The organism is Streptomyces soli (assembly GCF_003999195.1).
GTDB classification, from domain to species: Bacteria; Actinomycetota; Actinomycetes; order Streptomycetales; family Streptomycetaceae; genus Actinacidiphila; species Actinacidiphila soli.
In genome coordinates, this window is the sequence record NZ_RJVR01000331.1 from 26,497 (window position 1) to 44,093 (window position 17,597).

The following is a 17,597-nucleotide window of genomic DNA, read 5'->3' on the forward strand; positions in this document are numbered from 1 at the left end:
GCAGCTCACCAGCGGTGGGGGAGAGTTCGTAGGAGTGGTAGTGGCAGGCCTTGCTGAGGCCCGACCAGACGGCGGACCAGCGGCGGGCGAGGTCAGCGCCCGCGTACGACTCCAGGCAGAGCGCCTGGGCGTGCGTGGGGCAGCGGGCCAGCTCAGGGCGGACCCTGCGCCAGTACTGCCGCAGCCCCTCCTCGAGGGCCAGGCGCAGCAGCAGAGCCGCGGCGCGCGGCCAGACCCCGGTGGTGGAGTGGGTGACCTGGGCAGAGCCGAGCAGCCGGTCGGTGCTCGACAGGAGGTCCGCGGGCGAGGTGGGGAGGGCTGCAGCGGCAGGGGCGGGCGGTGCGGCTCGCGGTGGCGTGGGCGGTGGTGCGAGGACGGGCGGGCCGCAGTGGATGCTGCGTCACAGCGTCAGCGGACCGGCTGGGCTGCTCCACGAACATCGGCACCTGAGGGGCGCGGCGGGGGTGCCCCGCTCCTGCGCCAGGACATCGGTCCGCTCGACCGTGGCGTCGCGCGATCGGTGATCTCGGCGTTTTCCAGGACGGCATCCATGATCAGCACACTGTCAGTGTCGCCGGGGGCAGTGCCGTGCGCCTTACCTTTTCATCGGCGGGAACCCTTGCTCAATCGCCCGCCCGGGGCGGTGAGTAGGGGCTCGTGTCGTTCATTGACCCGTAAGGGCGGCGGCGACCGGTCCCCGATCGGCCGGGGGCCGGTGGGTGTGGGCGGGTGGTGGATGGCCAGGGGCCGGTGGTCCGGGCGACAACTACCAAGGACTGTGAAGTAAGGACTGAAACCCCACCCCACCTGGCCTCTTTTCAAAGAATCACCCATATGGGGGACTTGGGCGCGCTGGCGTGGATGGTGGGGGTATGGTCGCGGCAAACAACCTCACACAGACGAACGGCCCCGGCAGGGACTACCCATCCCGACCGAGGCCTGACCACCCAGGAAGAGTTGACCTTCCCGATGGCTGAGCCGCAGTCTATCGCGCCCTTGCGCGCGTCCGCCGAGCCTGTGACGGCTGGTGTCGTGCATGTACGACGCCGTCTCACGGCGAATTTCACGATCCTGTCCAACCGCCTCGCGCAGCGCCCGGGCAGTGCCGTGACCGTCGGGGTCGGGGCGTATCTGATGTCCGTGCCGGATGGGGTGCCCGTCAGCATCGATGCGCTGCGTGCGCACTTCACCGAGGGCGAGACCCGGTTGGCCCGGGCGTTGAACGACTTGGAGGCGGAAGGCTTCCTGGAGCGGGTCACCGTGCGGGTGGCGAATGGGCAGGTCCGTACCCGTACGTACGTCTACGACGTCCCCGCCACCGCCACCGCCCACGCGCAGGCAGCCGACCAGGCCCGGCCCGTCCCGCACAGCGCGCCGCAGCCTCATGCGTCGGGCCGACCGGAGCCCGCGCCACAGTCCGAGTCCGAGTCCGAGCCCGAGCCCGAGCCCGAGCGCGAGCCGGCTGCGGAGCCCGAGCAGCAGTCCGCGCCGCAACGCGTGTCGGAGCCCCAGCCTCAGACCGCCCGGCGACCGGCACCGTCAGTCGCATCGGACGCGCCCGCCTTCCCGCCCGCGCACGTGCCCGCGCCGGAGGCCGCGCCCGTGCCTGCGCCCACACCCGTGCCCGAGCCCGTGCCGGAGGCTGTGGCTGTGTTGGCTGCGCTCCGACTGAGGGACCCGCGGTTGCTGCTCTCGGAGCGGGATGTCTGCCGGCTTGCGCCCGCCGTGGGGGAGTGGCTGCGGCGAGGGGTCGGCCCGGAACGGATCGTGGAGGCGGTATGCGCCGACCTTCCGGGGCCGGTCGTGCGAAGGCCGGCCGGGCTGATCGCGTACCGGCTGGGGCACCTCAAACCGGTGGAATCGGCACCGCTGCCCTCCCCGCAGGGCCGGCGCCCGAATGTCGTACCGATGCAGAACTGCGACGCGTGCGACCGGGGATACCGAGCCGAGCATCCGGGGCTTTGCCGGGACTGCGTTACGGTCTCCGCAGCTGCCTGAGCAGGAGCGAGGGGGCGATGTTCGGCTCGGCGCGATCGTCGGATATTCCCTGACTGCAGGGCATTGGTGATCGGAGTGCCCCGAGCCGGGTGGAGGCAGTCGGTAAGGGCCTGTTAGGCGTCCTTCCCGTGCAGCCAGGCCGCGGTGTCCAGGACGCGCAGCACGGTGATGTCGTCTCCGATACCCGACAGGTCGCGGACGGCTTCGAGGTGGTTGACCAGCTTTTGGTCGTCCGCGCGCAGTGCTGAGCGCATGTCGGACCAGAAGGTCAGGTCGTTGTGTGGGCGGTTGAAGACTCGCTTGATCACCGAGTCGTATACGGGGAGAAGCCTTGGTCGCTTGCGGGCCAGCAGCTTTCCCGCTCCGACCGGGCCGATGTCATCGGTTTCGCGCAGCCGCTCCCACAGCTGCCAGGCGGGTCCGCCCTTGGCGATGATGTCCTGGTCCGCATCGACGAGTTCGACGTCTGTGGGCAGTTGCTCGAGTAGATCGCTGTAACAGTCCTCGGCCGCGGGCTCCACCAATCGGAGCGCCGCCCGCGCACGGATGGTGACGCTGAGCGTTGACACGGCCATCACGTCGTCCGCGGTGAAGCGATTCGCTACGGATGGCTTGTCCCCGCCGCCGGCCAAGCGCTCGAAGCGTGAACCCGTATAGCGGGGCGAGCCGTCCGGGTGTTGGCCCCAGTAACGGCGCAGCAGTTCGGCTGCGCATGCTTCGTCCCAGAGGCAAGGCGGGATGTGCAAGGACATGTCTCCTCCAAGGAAGTCTGATGCCGGTCACCTCGGCCGCCACCGTCACCCGACTCCCGCAGGTGCGGCGGGGCGGGTGCGCTCGTGGTCGGAGAGGGCCCGGAGGGTTCGGTCGACGACCTCGGCGCGGCGGCCCTGGGAGGAGGCGACGGCCAGGTCGATCACCAGGCGGACGCGGGCGGCCTCGGCGGCGGAGTAGGCGACGCCCGAGGACTTCTGGCGGTTGCTGACCGTCATCATGGTCTGGCCGCTGCCCATCTGGTGCTCGTGCGAGAGCCACTTGTCGTACGCCCACTCGCGGCGCTTGCCCGCACCGTCGAACAGCACCCGCCGGTCGGTGATCGCCATCTCCCCGCGTTCCGTCTGCTCGGTGAAGCTCACCCCTTGGCGGGTCCGGGCTTCCACCAGGGACGCCGGCGCGACCAGCAGCACCCGCTCTCCGGCGCGGTGGCGGCCCCACCGGAAGTCGGCGCCGCTGGTCTCCTTGCCCCGGAGGTTCTCGGCCAGCGCGTGCAGGTCAGCCAGTTCGTCGCGTCGTCTCTTCCACTCGGTTAGCCGGCGGGCGTGATCGTGTTGAGCCTGGCGGAGACGGTTTTGGCGGAGCTGCTCCTCGCGGGCCTGACGTTCGGCCGCTACTCGCGCGGCCCGCTCCACGGACTGGAGGCGGGCGCGCTCCCGGCGCCGGGCGTTCCACACGATCAGGCGCCTACGGTGCCGCCACAGCAGCCAGGCCGCGACCGCGAGGACGCCGGCGAACACGAGCAATGCCAGCAGACCCCCCACCAGCTGACCGGTGGTCAGCTGGTCCGAGATCTGGAGCCTGAGCTCCCGCCGGGCCGTGTTGCCGTACGCGTCCTGAGCGGTCACCACCAGCGGATGGGTGCCGGCCGGCAGCCCGGCGCGCAGTACGTGGCGAGTGGTTTGCAGGGTGAAGCTCCGCTCGGCGCCCGCGCCGGTCACCCGGATCCGGGCTCCCGGTTCGCCGGTCACGGTGATCACGGCCTCGCCGTACCGGGCCCGTTCGGTGTCGTACGTCACTGTCAGTGACGGCGGCGCGGTGTCGACCGTGAACGCCGCGGTCCTCGCATCGCCGTGGCGCCCGTAGGCATCGGTGAGGACTATCCCGGCGCCCCCGTCGTAGGCGCCGTCGGGCAGTGGCACCGTCAGTGTGGTCCGGCCCGAGTCGTCCAAGGTGAAGGGCTGTACCGTGTCACCGACCGTCAGCTTCCCTCGGCTCCCGCGCGGGCCCGTCAGCTCGAAGCGGGACGAAGGCTTGTTCGCGGCGCTGACGCGGCGCACCGACGGTGTCAGCTTGTCCAGGGAGACCTTCAGAGTGCCGTGCGTGCGGGTCTCGTTCCCGGCCTTGTCGCGAACGGCCACGTTGACGCCGTAGGTGCCGTTCGGCAGCCACAGCTCGCCAGTGACCTTGCCGTCGTCTCCGACGGTTCCTGTCAGGTGATCCTTGCGGCCGGCGACCGTGATGTCGTACGCCGCACCCGCCTCGGCGGAGAACGACACGGTCACCGAGCCGCTCACGGGATCGGCTGCGGGAGCGGACAGACCGCCCACCTTCGGCTTGTCGGCGTCCACGCTCACGGTGAACTCGCCGCTGGCGTCGCTCTCGTTTCCTGCCGCGTCGATGGCCACGACACGGTAGAGGTGCTCGCCGCTCTTCGCGGTGAATGACACGCGCTGCGGTGAGCCGGTCGCGGTCGCCTTGCCCGCGACCCGCTCGTTGTCGTCTCGGACCTCGATGCGGGACCCGCGCTCGGCGGTCACGGTTACGGTGACGACACCGCCCGCCCCGGCCGCCGGGTTCTTCACCTTCGGTGCGGACGGGGCTTGGTAGTCGCTGGTGGTCGTCTCCGTGGTACCGGGCGTGCTGGACGATCCGCCGCAATAGGTGTAGTGGCCAGTGTCACCGCATACGTACGAGCCGGTGTCGGACGGGCAGGAATGCCAGCGGTGGCAGCCGTCGCGGTGGGCCTCGGCCGGTGTCGCGGTGCCCCACACTGCGGCCAGGGCCAGCAGCAGCGCCGCAACCTGGTTCAGGGCACGCCTCAGGGATATATGTGCTCTCACGAAAACTGGTTCCCCCCAGTTCAACGGCGGCATTTCGCTCGCCGGAGCCGGGAGCTTCGCACATAGTGTGGCTTTCGGGCAAGCTACCCGCATGACCGGATTGGGGGCGGACCCGGCAGTGCTGCTGAGTCGCGAATCAGTGCGCCGCGACCGGGTGCGTGGGGCCTCCGGCGACACCCGAGTCCCGGGGATGAAGCCGAATCAGCCACCCAAGGCCGACGACGCAGCTGCCGACTGACCCGTGGCGGACGTTCCGCCGTCGACCTGACGAATTCGACACGGGGGAGTTGCCTCAGGCAGTTGGCGGCGCGAAGGCGGCCGAACACTCGCCGGCGTCGGTTCTCGGCTGGGACGTGGCGAGGATACCCCCACCTCTGCAGCAGGACAGCGACCCAATTGACGTACACGGCCCCTACCATGATCCCGACAGACCGGGCAACCACAGGGGAGATGCGCATGAACGACCAGTCCCGACCGGAGGCCGGCACCAGCGGCGGTGCGATAGCAGGAGCCGCTCCGGTCGTCGAGGCGGTGCAGCGCGTCTTCCGCGATGGGCTGCTCGGCACCTACTCGTCCTTCGTCCCCGGGCTGGCAGTGTGGACGGCGGGGACGGCGAGCGACCTGCGCGCCAGGTTCGTCGACCAGCCGGACGAGTCCTCCGACACCTTCCTCGTGAAGCTGAAGCGACAGCTTGCGGGAGCGCCTGATGAGACGATCGTCCTCGCGGCGGAGCTCCTCTACGTCAACCTCGTCCCGCTCAAGCCCGAGCAGATCGGGGTGCCCAAGAAGCGGGAGATACTCGCGGAGGTCCTGTCCTGGGCGCAGCGAGACACCGCCGTGCCCCCGGAGTTCGACGCTGCGCTGGCGGGATTCATCAACGGCGGCCAGGGATTCCTGAACTACCGTTGGGCGCACTTCCAGCTCCTGGTCCTCCTTGTGGAGCGGTTGACGGCGCTGCCGGACACGCAGCGTCAGCAGGTGATGGACGACCCCTGGCGCTTCCGGGACGAATGCCTCAGTGTCCGGGCCGGGATGGGTCACAACAAGGCCAGGTCGCAGATCCATGTCCTGCAGGCGTTGCTCTTCCCGCAGACCTTCCTCCCCATTGCCAGTGGACAAAGCAAGCAGAGCATCCTGGTCGGCTACCGCGACCGCCTCCCCGAGACCACCGGCGACGATGACCGGGATCTGCTCGTCCTTCGCGACCTGCTCCAGAAGGAATCCGACGGGCCGGTGAGCTTCTTCGTGGAGCCCTGGCTGAGCCATTGGCGTCCCGCCGCACCGGCAGACGGGCAGCGGGGCTGGTTGGTACGCGGATTCAACGTCGACGGGCTCAACTTCATCCCATCCTGGCTGGAACGTGGTTTCTGCTCGATGTCCTGGAGGGAGATGCCGGAGATCCCCGCAGGCTCGACGAAGGCCGTGATCCAGCAGGCTGTCTCCTTGGGGATGCCGGACAACAGCGCTCAGTCCCGTGGGCAAGCCACCGCCCAACTGCACGTTTTCCTGACGCAGATACAGCCTGGAGACGTGGTGGTGACCGTCAGTCCGGACGAGGTGCATGTCGGCACGATCGAGGGTCCGGCGGTGTACGACGTTGAGGACGGCCTGGATTGCGCGCGACGCCGCCCGGTGAAGTGGGCGACTGCTGGGCGCCCACTGCGCCGGGACCAGCTTCCGGAGCAGGTGCAGAGTCAGCTGCGGCGGCCGCCGACCGTGTACGACATCAGCGCGGTGGCCGCGGAGCTGGCCGAAATGGCGGGTTTGGAGGACGTCGTGGAGGACCGCCTCCTCGAGGCCGACGCCACCCGTCCTCTGGAACTGGCACCGGTCACCGACGCGCTGGCGGCAGAGTTGCTGATGCCGGTGGAGTGGCTGCGCGACACCGCACGCCAGTTGGAGCAGGCGCTGCAGATAATCCTGTACGGGCCGCCCGGCACCGGCAAGACGTACCTGGCCCGCCGGCTGGCCCAACACCTGGCCGGCCCTGACCGCACCCGCCTGATTCAGTTCCATCCCTCGTACACGTACGAGGACTTCTTCGAGGGCTTCCGCCCGGTTAAGGGCGAGAGCGGCACGGTGGCCTTCGAAGTCGTACCAGGCCCGTTCAAGCTCCTGGTCGACCGGGCCCGCCAGGACCCTGCCAATCCCTACGTACTCATCATCGACGAGATCAACCGGGCGAACCTCGCCAAGGTCTTCGGTGAGTTGTACTTCCTCCTGGAGTACCGGGACGAGCCGATCATCACTCAGTACTCGCCTGAGCAGGAGTTCGACCTGCCCAAGAACGTCTTTGTCATCGGGACGATGAACACAGCCGACCGCTCCATCGCCCTCATCGACGCCGCCATGCGCCGCCGGTTCGCGTTCCGCCGCCTCGCCCCGGACCGCGCTCCCGTCGCGGGCCTGCTCCGCCGGTGGCTGCGCAAGCACGACCTGCCCGAGTACCCGGCCTTGCTCCTGGACGCGCTCAATGAGCGTCTCGCTGACCCGGACCGCGCCATCGGCCCCTCCTACTTCATGAACCGGCGCGCCACCGACCAGGACGGCCTGGAGCTGATCTGGAGCACCCAGATCCTCCCGCTGCTTGAGGACCAGCTCTACGGCACCGGCATCGACGTCGAGGAGGACTACGGACTGGCCGCCCTCAAGGCCGCCGTACCCGCACCTGCCCCCGCTGCGGAATAGTCGAGTGTCCATGCTCACCACCGACCCGATCCGCCTGACCGAGACAGGCCCCGGTGTCATCCGCGAGCTGCATGCCGCTCAGGTCGCCACCCTCATCACGCGCCCGGACCTCGTACGGCTTTCCCCCGCCACCGGAGGACGCTGGCGCATCGCCGGCAACCAGAAGGTGGGCCTGATCCGCCTCGGTCGCGAAGAGGGCGCCGTGGAGCTGCACATCCGGCCCAAACTCGGCATCTCTCGGCTGCTGTTCCTCCTCACCTACGCGTCGGGGGATCCCTGGCACGACCGCCCGGTCACCGCCTCTGCAGCTGACGACCTGCTGCCCGCCATGGCCGACGCATACGCCCGCGCCGCCCGCCGCACCTTGGAATCCGGGGTGCTGCATGGCTACCGAGCCACCGATGAGGACCTTCCGGTCGTCCGCGGCCGGATCCGCACCGCCGACCAGATGCGCCGCACAGGGCTGCCGCTACCCGTCGCCGTCCGCTACGACGACTTCACCGCTGACATAGCCGAGAACCGCATCCTGCTAGCCGCCCTCCACCGGCTGGAACGCCTCCCGGGTGTCACCACGTCCAACCGCCACCTGATGCGGCACCTCGCGGGCCGCCTTTCCGGCGTCGCCACACTCCGCCCTGGCGCCCCGCTGCCGACGTGGTCCCCGACCCGGCTCAACGCCCGGTACGTCCCGGTGTTACGTCTGGCGGAACTGGTCCTGACCGACCGTTCCCTCACCCCACAGGGCGCTGCGTCGGTCGTGAGCGACGGCTTCGTACTCGACCTGCCCGGCGTGTTCGAAAGCTTCCTCGCCGCAGCCCTCGGCGAGGCATTGACTACCCATCAGGTGCGGTGCGCGGCCCAGGAATCCCACCACCGTCTGGACCTCGGTGCCCGTATCCGTATCCGCCCCGACCTGGTGCTCTACCGGGCCGGAAGCGCGCTGACCGTCCTCGACGCCAAGTACCGGGACCTCGGTACCGCGCCGCCGGCCACGGAGCACATGTACCAACTGGTCAGCTACTGCGCCGCGCTCGGCCTGGCGCACGGCCATCTGGTCTACGCAGCCGGACAGGGCGGTCCACCCACCCCGTACACGATCCGGGACGCGGGCATCACCGTGAGCGCTCATGCCCTCGATCTCAGCCGCCCCCCAGCGGAGATCCTGACCTCCGTCGCGAACCTCGCTCAGCATGTAACGTCCGCTCCCAACCTCTCGTGACCGGATAGGCGACCGATGTTGGCAACGTGCTATAGGAGAGGTGTGCGGCTGCGAGCGGGAGGCCGATATCTGGCAATCCGAGGTGCCTTCCTGGATCATGTCCAGGAAGTGCAGCCCGAGGCCGGTGTTCAGTTTCGCCACGGATACCAGCAGCCGGAGAGTTGGCTGCGATCATCCGCTCCTTGTCACGGCGGCCCTACTGAGTCAGGATCTTCAACTCGCGTTTGAGCTTGGGCCGAGCCTGTCCGCCGTGGACAGCTTGTGCTCGGCGAATAGGGCCGCCCACCGGACCCAGTCGTCCTGATTCAGAAAGCAGGTCCGGCGCCCGCCGCCCCGGTTGGCCGACTATTCGGTGCCGGGCGGTACGTAGCCCTTGCCGTGCATCCATACCACGATGTCGAAGACCCGTAGTGGAGAGATGTCGTCTCCGATGCCGGATTCCGCCCGGATCTTCAGCAGCCGCTCGTGCAAGTGCTGGCCGTCGGCCCGCAGCGTGCAGCGCAGCGGCTCCCAGAAGCCTCCGGTCAGCTGGAGGGTGGACTTCACGACGGTGTCGTAGACGGGTACGAGGCGCGGCCGCTTGCGGGCCAGCAGCTTTCCGGCGGTGACCCAGCCGACCCCGGGTAGCGCGTTGAGCACATTCCACAACTTGGTGGCAGGCCAGCCGTCGTTAATGGTGTCATCCGGCACGTCGACAAGATCGGTGTCGGTCGGGATGAGACGTAGCAGGTCTGAGAGTTCGAGGGCCCGGGTCTGCAGGATCTCCAGCGCGGCGGGGGCGGGTACGTCGACGCTCAGCATGCTTACTGCGACGAGGTCCTCGGCTGTGAACAGGTCCCTGGTGGCGAGGCGGTCGCCGCCACCGCCCAGGCGCTCGAAGAACGCGCCGGTAAAAGGCGAACCATCGGCAGGAAGGGTGCCGAAGTATCGGGCAAGAAGTCCGGCGGCAACTCCATCCTCCTCGAAGATGTCCGGAATGTCGATCAACGTCATGAGCCCTCCCTGGCCCTGTGCCACGCTCCGGGGACCGGTCCCCGCGCGGGGCAGGGTCGGGGCGTCGCGGTGAACGGCCAGAGCATACGGTCTCTTCGGACAAGCTGCCTGGAATTCAGTCAGATCGACTCCGGCACAGACTCGCGGTGATTATTACCAGGCGGTTGTGCGGTTGTGCGGATGACGCGAGGTCGACCGGAATGGGGATATGCCCTTGTGACGGGGGCCTTCTCCTCACCACGAGTCCCAGAGAGCACCGTGGCGGTGCCGCCAAGGTGGGATGTCGGCATCCTCGAAGTCGGCGAGGAGCACCGCTCGGCGTATGCGGAGCCTCGCCGTCTGGCGGGCCCTGCGCTCGGCGAAGTCGGCGGCGTGCCCCATCCAGGCGCTGGGGCGGAACGCGCTTGCGTAGTCGTATATCTCGAGGTGGTGGCGGATCTCCTCGGGGATCGGCCGTCGGCACCGGCGGGCGGCCGCGGTCAGGTGCGCGGCGCTGTATCGCAGCGCCCGCAGTGAGACCTGGCGGTGCGGTCGGCTGCAAGGGCGTCCGTGCCAGGGGCCGCCGGTGCCCGGGTACCGGGCGGGGATGTGGCTGACGGTGCGGGACATGAGGACTCCGTAGCCCGCCAGGAGGGTCCTGGCGTCATAACCGGGATCCGTGGGCTCCGCGCGCTCGGAGAGGCATGGCGTGAACGTACCTGCCGGCGGCACACCGCGCCGCTCAATATCGGCAGTTTCACGGGCCGCAGGCCCGAGTTGTCGTTCCGTCATGCTGCTTTCTTGACCTCAAGCCTGGTTGAAGTTCTACCGTCCTTACATGAGCATGGAGATCACGGCCTGGACCCAGCTGCAAAGCGTCATGAACGCCACGCAGGACCGCCGCCCCCTGGCCCGCGACACACTGCGTCGTGTCGGAGCGTTCGCACGGCCGCACCGCCGCCGCATCACCCAGTTCGTGCTGCTCAGCGTGATGACCGCGCTGCTCGCCGTCGCGACACCGATCCTGGCCGGACAGGTAGTCGATGCCATCGTCTCCGGCAACCATTCGGGCCGGGTCACCACCCTGGCCGTGCTCATCGCCCTGATCGCCTTCGCCGAGGCCGGACTCGGGCTGCTGAACCGCTGGCTGTCCGCAAACCTCGGCGAGGGCCTCATCCTCGACCTGCGCACCTCTGTCTTCGACCACGTCCAGCGCATGCCCGTCGCCTTCTTCACCCGCACCCGCACGGGGGCTCTCGTCAGCCGGCTCAACAACGACGTGATCGGCGCCCAGCGGGCCTTCAGCAACACCCTGTCCGGAGTCGTCGGCAATATCGTCACCCTGCTGCTGACTCTCGCGGTCATGCTCACCCTGTCCTGGCAGATCACCCTGTTCGCCCTCGTCCTGCTGCCCGTCTTCGTCGTGCCGGCGCGGCGCATGGGCACCCGCATGGCCGGCCTCCAGCGGGAGGCCGCCGCCTACAACGCCTCCATGGGCACGCAGATGACCGAGCGGTTCTCCGCCCCCGGCGCCACACTGGTGAAGCTCTTCGGCCGGCCCGCCGACGAGTCGGCCGAATTCGCCGACCGCGCCCGCCGCGTAAGGGACATCGGCGTGCGTACCGCCATGGCGCAGTCGGGGTTCATCACGGCTCTCACCCTGGTCGCCGCCCTCGCCCTGGCGCTCGTCTACGGACTCGGCGGCCACTACGCGCTCAACGGCACCCTCGAACCCGGCTCCGTCGTCGCGCTCGCCCTGCTCCTCACCCGCCTCTACGCCCCTTTGACGGCTCTGGCGGGCGCCCGCGTCGACGTCATGAGCGCCCTCGTCAGCTTCGAGCGGGTCTTCGAAGTTCTCGACCTGGAACCTCTCATCGCCGACAAGCCGGACGCCCGCGAGGTACCGGACGGGCCCGTCGCCGTCGAGTTCGACAACGTCCGCTTCGCCTATCCGTCCGCCGACAAGGTGTCGCTCGCCTCGCTCGAGGAGGTCGCGAGCCTCGACACCCGCGTGGGCGGTGAAGTCCTCCGCGGAATCTCCTTCCGCGCCGAGGCGGGCCGTACGGTAGCGCTCGTCGGCTCGTCAGGAGCCGGCAAGTCGACCATCGCCCAGCTCCTGCCCCGCCTGTACGACGCGGACGAGGGCGTCGTACGCATCGGCGGCATCGACGTACGCGACCTGTCGGCAGCCTCCATCCGCGCCACGGTCGGCATGGTCACCCAGGACGGCCACCTCTTCCACGACACGATCCGCGCCAACCTATCGCTCGCCAGGCCCGAGGCCGACGAGAGCGAACTGTGGGACGTACTGCGCCGCGCGCGCCTCGAGACCCTTGTGGCCGAGCTTGCCGACGGCCTCGACACTGTCGTGGGCGAGCGCGGATACCGGCTGTCGGGCGGCGAGCGGCAGCGCATGACCATTGCCCGGCTGCTCCTGGCCGGGCAGCGTGTCGTCATTCTCGATGAGGCCACCGCCCATCTGGACAACACCTCCGAGGCCGCGGTCCAGGAGGCCCTCGCCGAAGCCCTGGAGGGCCGGACGGCCGTGGTCATCGCCCACCGCCTCTCCACGGTGCGCGCCGCCGATCTGATCCTCGTCGTCGAGGACGGACGGATCGTGGAACGCGGTACGCACGCCGAACTTCTCGCGATGGACGGCAGATATACGGAGCTGTACCGCACCCAGTTCCGGGCGGAGGACGACGCGGAGCCGGTCGAGGTCGCCTGAGCCCGCGGCCGTCGGAGGACTGCCAGCCGATGCCGAGACGATCAGCAGTTCGGTTAGAGTCCCGTCGTGGATTGGACGGAAGGTGTGCGGGGCCTGCGGCAGTGGTCGCAGAAACGGGGAGCGCGCTCCGCACAAGCCGCTGCTGATGCTGTACGCACTGGGGCGGTTCCAGCGGGACGCCGGTGAGCCGCTGCGGTACACCGAGATCGAGAACGAACTGGCCCATCTGCTCCGGGATTACGGTCCGAACCGCCGGACGAGCCCCGCGTACCCGTTCCACCATCTCGTCAACGACGGTGTCTGGGAGGTGCGGACCCACCTCGGGACCGGCAGTCCCGGGACCGGGGTGCGGGCGCTGCGCGAGAGCGGGGCGGCGGGGCGGCTGGCACCGGGACTGCGGGCCGCGCTAGCCGACGATCCCGGGCTGCTCGGACGGCTGGCGCACCTGCTGCTGGACGCCCACTTCCCGCCGTCGCTCCACGCGGAGATCGCGGCGAACGCGGGTCTGGACCTCGAAGCCCCCGATGGCGCGTGGACAGTCCCCGGTATCCCGCGGCCCCGGCGGCGTGACGCGGAGATGCGGGAGCGGGTGCTCGTCGCTTACGAGTACCGGTGTGCGTTCTGCGGGTACGACGGGGCGATCGGGCGCGCCCCGGTCGGGCTGGAAGCGGCGCATGTGAAGTGGTGGGCGTTCCGGGGCCCCGACGAGGTCTCCAACGCGCTGTGTCTGTGCTCCCTGCACCACAAGCTCTTCGACAAGGGGGTGCTCGGGCTGGACCCGGCCCGCCGGGTCACGGTGTCCCGGGAGTTCACCGGGCAGAGCCTGTCCGCCCGTACGCAGGTGATCGCCTTGGCCGGTCAGCCGGTTCTCGGCCCGCAGCCGGGCAGCGCACCGGTCGCCGCCGAGCACATCGGGTGGCACACCTCGCAGGTCTTCCGGGGCGAGCCGCGCGCTGTCGTGGCGAACTGACGGCAGTCGCAGCACCCATCTGCCCGGACCGAAGGCGAAGTCCCGGGCATGCGTCCCGGCGGCATGAGTTAGGGCCTGGTGTTAGGTTGCAAATGAACACATTCCGTAAGCGTGTCCATGAACAGATCTGGTGCCGGTATGGCTGAACAATCGAACAAGCCGGGACGGCTGCTGGACCGGGAGCGTGAGTGGGCGCTGCTCCGCGAGTTCGTTGAGGATCCCGCGCCCGAGCTTCGGCTGGCGATCATGTCCGGTCGGCGCCGCAACGGAAAGTCGTACCTGCTGGAGGCGCTGACCGAGGCGGTGGGAGGTCTGTATCTGACCGCGGTGCAGGAGGAGGGCAGAGTGCTGGCGCTTGAGCGTTTCAGCGCGGCGATCGCCGCCCACGCAGGCGTGCGGCCCGGCGCGCTTCGGCTAGGGGGTTGGCAGGACGTACTGACCACCGCCCTCGATGTGGTCAACCGAGCCCCAGGGGCATCGCTGGTGGTCATCGACGAACTGCCCTACCTGCTGCAGCACTCCCCGGAGATCCCTGGCTTTCTGCAGTTGCTGTACGACCAGTCGCAGTCCGGCAAGGCATCAGGAGGCCGGATCGTTCTGTGCGGGTCAGCGATGAGCGTGATGAGCGAATTGCTGTCGGGGACCAAGCCCCTGCGCGGCCGGGCGGTGCTGGACCTGCGGCTGCCGGCCTTCGACTACCGCACAGCCCGCACCCACTGGGCCGTGGCCGATCCGGTCACGGCACTGTACGTCGACGCCGTTCTGGGCGGCGCACCCGGCTACCGGCCGCTGGCACCGGGCGCAGCCCCGCAGAGTGTGGCGGAGTTCGACGGCTGGCTGCCTCGTACGCTGCTGGACCCGGGGCGTGCGCTGTATTCACGGGTGGAGGCGGAACTCCTGCTGCGGGAGGACCCGCGCATCACGCACCGCACGGTGTACTACGACTTGCTGTCGGCGGTGGCTCGGGGCGCCTCGACGCCCTCGAAGATCGGGGCGATGCTGGAGAAGCAGCGCTCCGCGGTGGTCGCTCCGCTGGAGGTGCTGGAGTCCACCGGATACCTGCGCAAGGAGCAGGACCTCCTCAAAGCCCGTAACCCGGTGATCACGGTCGCTGACCCCGTGATCCGCTTCAACCAGCTCATCACGCTCCCCCTGGTCGATCTCGTCGAGCACGGGCGGGGGCAGCAGGCCTGGTACGACTCGCGGCCGACCTTCCACTCCAAGATCCTTGGCCCACACTTCGAAGAGACAGCCCGGGAATGGACCAGATCCTTCGCCTTCGACGAAGCTCCGGTACGGTTCGGCGCGGTGGGCTCTGCCGAGATCGCCGATCCGGCCGCGCGCACCAAGCACGAGGTCGACGTCCTGGCCCTTGCACCGGGAGAGCGCCCGCAGTCCTCGCACGCCGCAATCGCGCTGGTGGGCGAGGCCAAAGCCACCGCGCAGCCACGGGGTATGCGGGACGTGGAACGCCTCGAGCGGATCCGCGACCTGCTGGCGGACCAGGGCCACCGCAGTCACGACGCGGTCCTCGCCCTGTACTCCCTGCATGGCTTTCACCCCGACGTGCTCCAGGCCGCCGCCCGCCGTCCGGACCTGCTGCTGATCGACATCGATGGCCTCTACGGGGACCGGTCGGTACGCGGCGGAGCCTGAACGGGACTACGGCAGGCCCCGCCAACCGGCGACACCCCATGCGCAGGTCCCGTGTTCCCAGTCCTGTGTTTGGGGCAACAACGTGTCGTGACGGAGGACGTTCAACGTGCGGGCGGCCGGGACTGATAGGCCGCCGTCGGGCGGCGGGCACACCGGGCCTTCAGGTCGTGGACCAGGACCGCGACGGGCGTCCATGCAGCGCGACGCGATTGTGCGGAGCCTGCTTGACGCCCAGGGCAACAAGAACGAAGCTGCGAGAGCGCTCGGTGTCTCACGTGCCACGTTCTACCCAGGCCCGCGTCGGTGGGCTCTCGCGTTGCCGCCTCAAGAGACATCCTTGGGGTCCATTGATCCACATCTCTTGACAATTGATCACAATGTCGGCTCAATAAGTTCTCGTGGGATCTTGCGCAAAGAGGCAATGAGGCCTGGAGAGCGCGAGAGGTGAGAGCAGTCTGCCGATGGGCATCCACCAGGTCGCGGACGGCTACCACGAGCAACTCGGCCGGATCCGGAATCAGCGAGTTGTTCCTTTCTGAGCCCTTGGCTGTTACGCCACGCACCGCGCGACGGGTGCCGGCCGCCGCACGGGCCCCAGGCCTTCACTCATTGCCTGACGTAGCCGAAGGAGAGAACGCTGCCCCATGGACATTCTCGAGTTCACCCCGAAGCCCGATCAGTACGCGTGGACTTTCGGCGGAGCCGCGCCCACGCACCGGATCAAGCCGGGAACGGTACTGCGTCTGTGGAGCGACGACGCGTTCTGCGGCCGCTTGCGTAACATCACCGATCTGCCCAGTGCCTCGTTGGACTCGCGCTACCTCAACCCGCAGACCGGCCCGTTCTACGTCGAGGGCGCCGAGCCGGGCGATACCCTGGTGCTGCACTTCATCGACATGACACCGGCGCGTTCCTGGGGGGCCTCCGCGACCATCCCGTTCTTCGGCGGGCTGACGGGTACCGATCGGACGGCCACGCTGCAGGAACCGTTGCCCGAGCGTACCTGGATCTACCAGGTGGATTCCGCACGCAAGACGGTCACCTTCGAAGCACAGGCCAGCGAGTTGAGCCTGGAGCTGCCGATGGCGCCGATGCTCGGGACGGTCGGCGTCGCCCCCGCTCTGGGCGAGGTCCGCAGCTCCCTGGTCCCGGACATGTTCGGCGGAAACATGGACACCCCGGAGATGCGCCCGGGGGCGACCTGTTACCTCGGGGTCAACGTGGAGGGCGCACTGTTCTCCGTCGGCGACGGCCACTACCGCCAGGGAGAGGGGGAGTCCTGCGGCACGGCGGTCGAGGGAGCCATGAACACCACCCTCGCCGTGGAGCTGATCAAGGGCGGTGCGCCGGTCTGGCCGCGGATCGAGGACGACGACCACCTGATGGTCATCGGGTCGAGCCGTCCGCTGGAGGATGCCTGGCGGATCAGCCAGGTGGACATGGTGCTCTGGTTCGGTGAGCTCTTCGGACTGGACAGGCTGGACGCCTACCAGCTGCTGAGCCAGATCAGTCTGGCGCCCCTCGCCAACGTCGTGGACACCAATTTCAGTGCCATGACCAAGGTGGCCAAGTCCCTGCTACCGCCGACCCAGGTCTACGGCGGGATTCATCGGCACCTGCGCGAGCTGGCCGCCACCCTCTCCCCGCACTGAAACCCGCCTTCACAACAACAACCAGACGACCGCGTGCGACGCACAGCGAGTACGAGTACCAAAGGAGATTGGGAACCGTGGATCTTCAACTTCGTGGGATGCGCGCCGTGGTGACCGGTGGCACCAAGGGCATCGGCCGCGCGATCGTGGAAACGCTCGCCGAGGAGGGGGTCTCGGTCGCCCTGTGCGCGCGTACCGAGTCAGATGTGACCGAGACGGTGAAGACGTTGCAGCAGAGCGGAGCGGCCGTCACGGGGCGGGCGGTCGACGTGGCCGACAAGGTGGCCCTGGCCACCTGGGTGGAGGACGTCGCAGCCGATTTCGGGGGCCTGGACATCGTCGTGTCGAACGTCAGCGCGCTGGCCATACCCGACGAGGAAGAGAACTGGCGAAAGAGCTTCGAGGTCGACATGCTGGGCACCGTGCGGCTGGTTGAGGTCGCGCTGCCGCACCTGGAGCGCAGCCAGGCGCCCTCGATCGTGACCGTGTCCAGTGTGTCGGGCCGCGAGATCGACTTCGCCGCGGGACCCTACGGCACCTTCAAGGCCGCACTCATCCACTACACCCAGGGGCTGGCCTATCAGCTGGCCGGCAAGGGCATCCGGGCCAACACGGTCTCGCCGGGCAACACCTACTTCCCCGGTGGGGTGTGGTCGGACATCGAGCAGAACAACCCCACGTTGTTCAGCGAGGCCCTGGCGTTGAACCCGACCGGCAGGATGGCCAAGCCCGAGGAGATCGCCCGTGCGGTGGTGTTCCTGGCCAGCCCGGCGGCCAGTTTCGTGACCGGTACCAACCTCGTCGTCGACGGAGCGTTGACTCGCGGCGTGCAGGTCTAAAAGACTCCTGAAGATCTTCAGTGGTCTTCCAGGGCCTGTCC

At 68.8% G+C, this 17,597-nt stretch carries 12 protein-coding genes and 1 pseudogene; 9 read left to right on the forward strand and 4 right to left on the reverse strand.

The annotated features are described in order from the left end of the window. The first annotated feature begins 1,032 nt into the window (after window positions 1-1,032). A complete protein-coding gene (locus EFK10_RS48120) occupies window positions 1,033-1,998 on the forward strand; it encodes a hypothetical protein (RefSeq protein ID WP_164836326.1) in 966 nt (321 codons plus the stop codon). Window positions 1,999-2,111: 113 nt separating this feature from the next. Here EFK10_RS48120 and EFK10_RS39500 read toward each other — a convergent pair whose 3' ends face one another. Both EFK10_RS39500 and EFK10_RS39505 read right to left on the reverse strand, forming a co-directional pair. After that, window positions 2,112-2,750, reverse strand: a complete 639-nt coding sequence (locus tag EFK10_RS39500; protein WP_127360468.1) for a DUF6308 family protein — start codon at window positions 2,748-2,750, stop codon at window positions 2,112-2,114. A 45-nt stretch (window positions 2,751-2,795) separates the two neighbouring features. Continuing rightward, window positions 2,796-4,832, reverse strand: a complete 2,037-nt coding sequence (locus EFK10_RS39505; RefSeq protein ID WP_127360469.1) for a hypothetical protein — start codon at window positions 4,830-4,832, stop codon at window positions 2,796-2,798. A 456-nt stretch (window positions 4,833-5,288) separates the two neighbouring features. Here EFK10_RS39505 and EFK10_RS39510 point away from each other — a divergent pair, with 456 nt between their 5' ends. Both EFK10_RS39510 and EFK10_RS39515 read left to right on the forward strand, forming a co-directional pair. Beyond that, a complete protein-coding gene (locus tag EFK10_RS39510) occupies window positions 5,289-7,520 on the forward strand; it encodes an McrB family protein (protein ID WP_127360470.1) in 2,232 nt (743 codons plus the stop codon). Window positions 7,521-7,530: 10 nt separating this feature from the next. Next, window positions 7,531-8,739, forward strand: a complete 1,209-nt coding sequence (locus EFK10_RS39515; protein WP_127360533.1) for an McrC family protein — start codon at window positions 7,531-7,533, stop codon at window positions 8,737-8,739. A 345-nt stretch (window positions 8,740-9,084) separates the two neighbouring features. On the opposite strand, the gene EFK10_RS39520 is transcribed toward EFK10_RS39515, so the two are convergent. Continuing rightward, a complete protein-coding gene (locus EFK10_RS39520) occupies window positions 9,085-9,732 on the reverse strand; it encodes a DUF6308 family protein (RefSeq protein WP_127360471.1) in 648 nt (215 codons plus the stop codon). 234 nt (window positions 9,733-9,966) lie between these two features. Then, window positions 9,967-10,341 (reverse strand): hypothetical protein, encoded by a 375-nt coding sequence (locus tag EFK10_RS39525; protein WP_127360472.1) that lies wholly within the window; start codon window positions 10,339-10,341, stop codon window positions 9,967-9,969. A gap of 208 nt (window positions 10,342-10,549) precedes the next feature. On the opposite strand from EFK10_RS39525, the gene EFK10_RS39530 reads away from it, so the two are divergent. The 6 genes and pseudogenes from EFK10_RS39530 (at window position 10,550) to EFK10_RS39555 (ending at window position 17,556) form a co-directional block, all read left to right on the forward strand. After that, a complete protein-coding gene (locus EFK10_RS39530) occupies window positions 10,550-12,439 on the forward strand; it encodes an ABC transporter ATP-binding protein (protein ID WP_127360473.1) in 1,890 nt (629 codons plus the stop codon). A 66-nt stretch (window positions 12,440-12,505) separates the two neighbouring features. Then, window positions 12,506-13,409 (forward strand): annotated as a pseudogene (locus tag EFK10_RS39535) (phosphorothioated DNA-binding restriction endonuclease). A gap of 138 nt (window positions 13,410-13,547) precedes the next feature. Further along, on the forward strand, window positions 13,548-15,065 hold the full coding sequence (locus EFK10_RS39540; RefSeq protein ID WP_127360475.1) for an ATP-binding protein: 1,518 nt from the start codon (window positions 13,548-13,550) through the stop codon (window positions 15,063-15,065). Between the two features lie 193 nt (window positions 15,066-15,258). Beyond that, on the forward strand, window positions 15,259-15,513 hold the full coding sequence (locus EFK10_RS53620) for a helix-turn-helix domain-containing protein (protein WP_127360476.1): 255 nt from the start codon (window positions 15,259-15,261) through the stop codon (window positions 15,511-15,513). 196 nt (window positions 15,514-15,709) lie between these two features. Further along, window positions 15,710-16,717 carry an acetamidase/formamidase family protein gene (locus tag EFK10_RS39550; protein WP_127360477.1) on the forward strand — a complete coding sequence of 336 codons (1,008 nt, stop codon included), beginning with the start codon at window positions 15,710-15,712 and terminating at the stop codon, window positions 16,715-16,717. Between the two features lie 77 nt (window positions 16,718-16,794). Then, window positions 16,795-17,556, forward strand: coding sequence for an SDR family NAD(P)-dependent oxidoreductase (locus EFK10_RS39555; protein ID WP_127360478.1), 762 nt, complete (start codon window positions 16,795-16,797; stop codon window positions 17,554-17,556). Window positions 17,557-17,597: the final 41 nt, after the last annotated feature.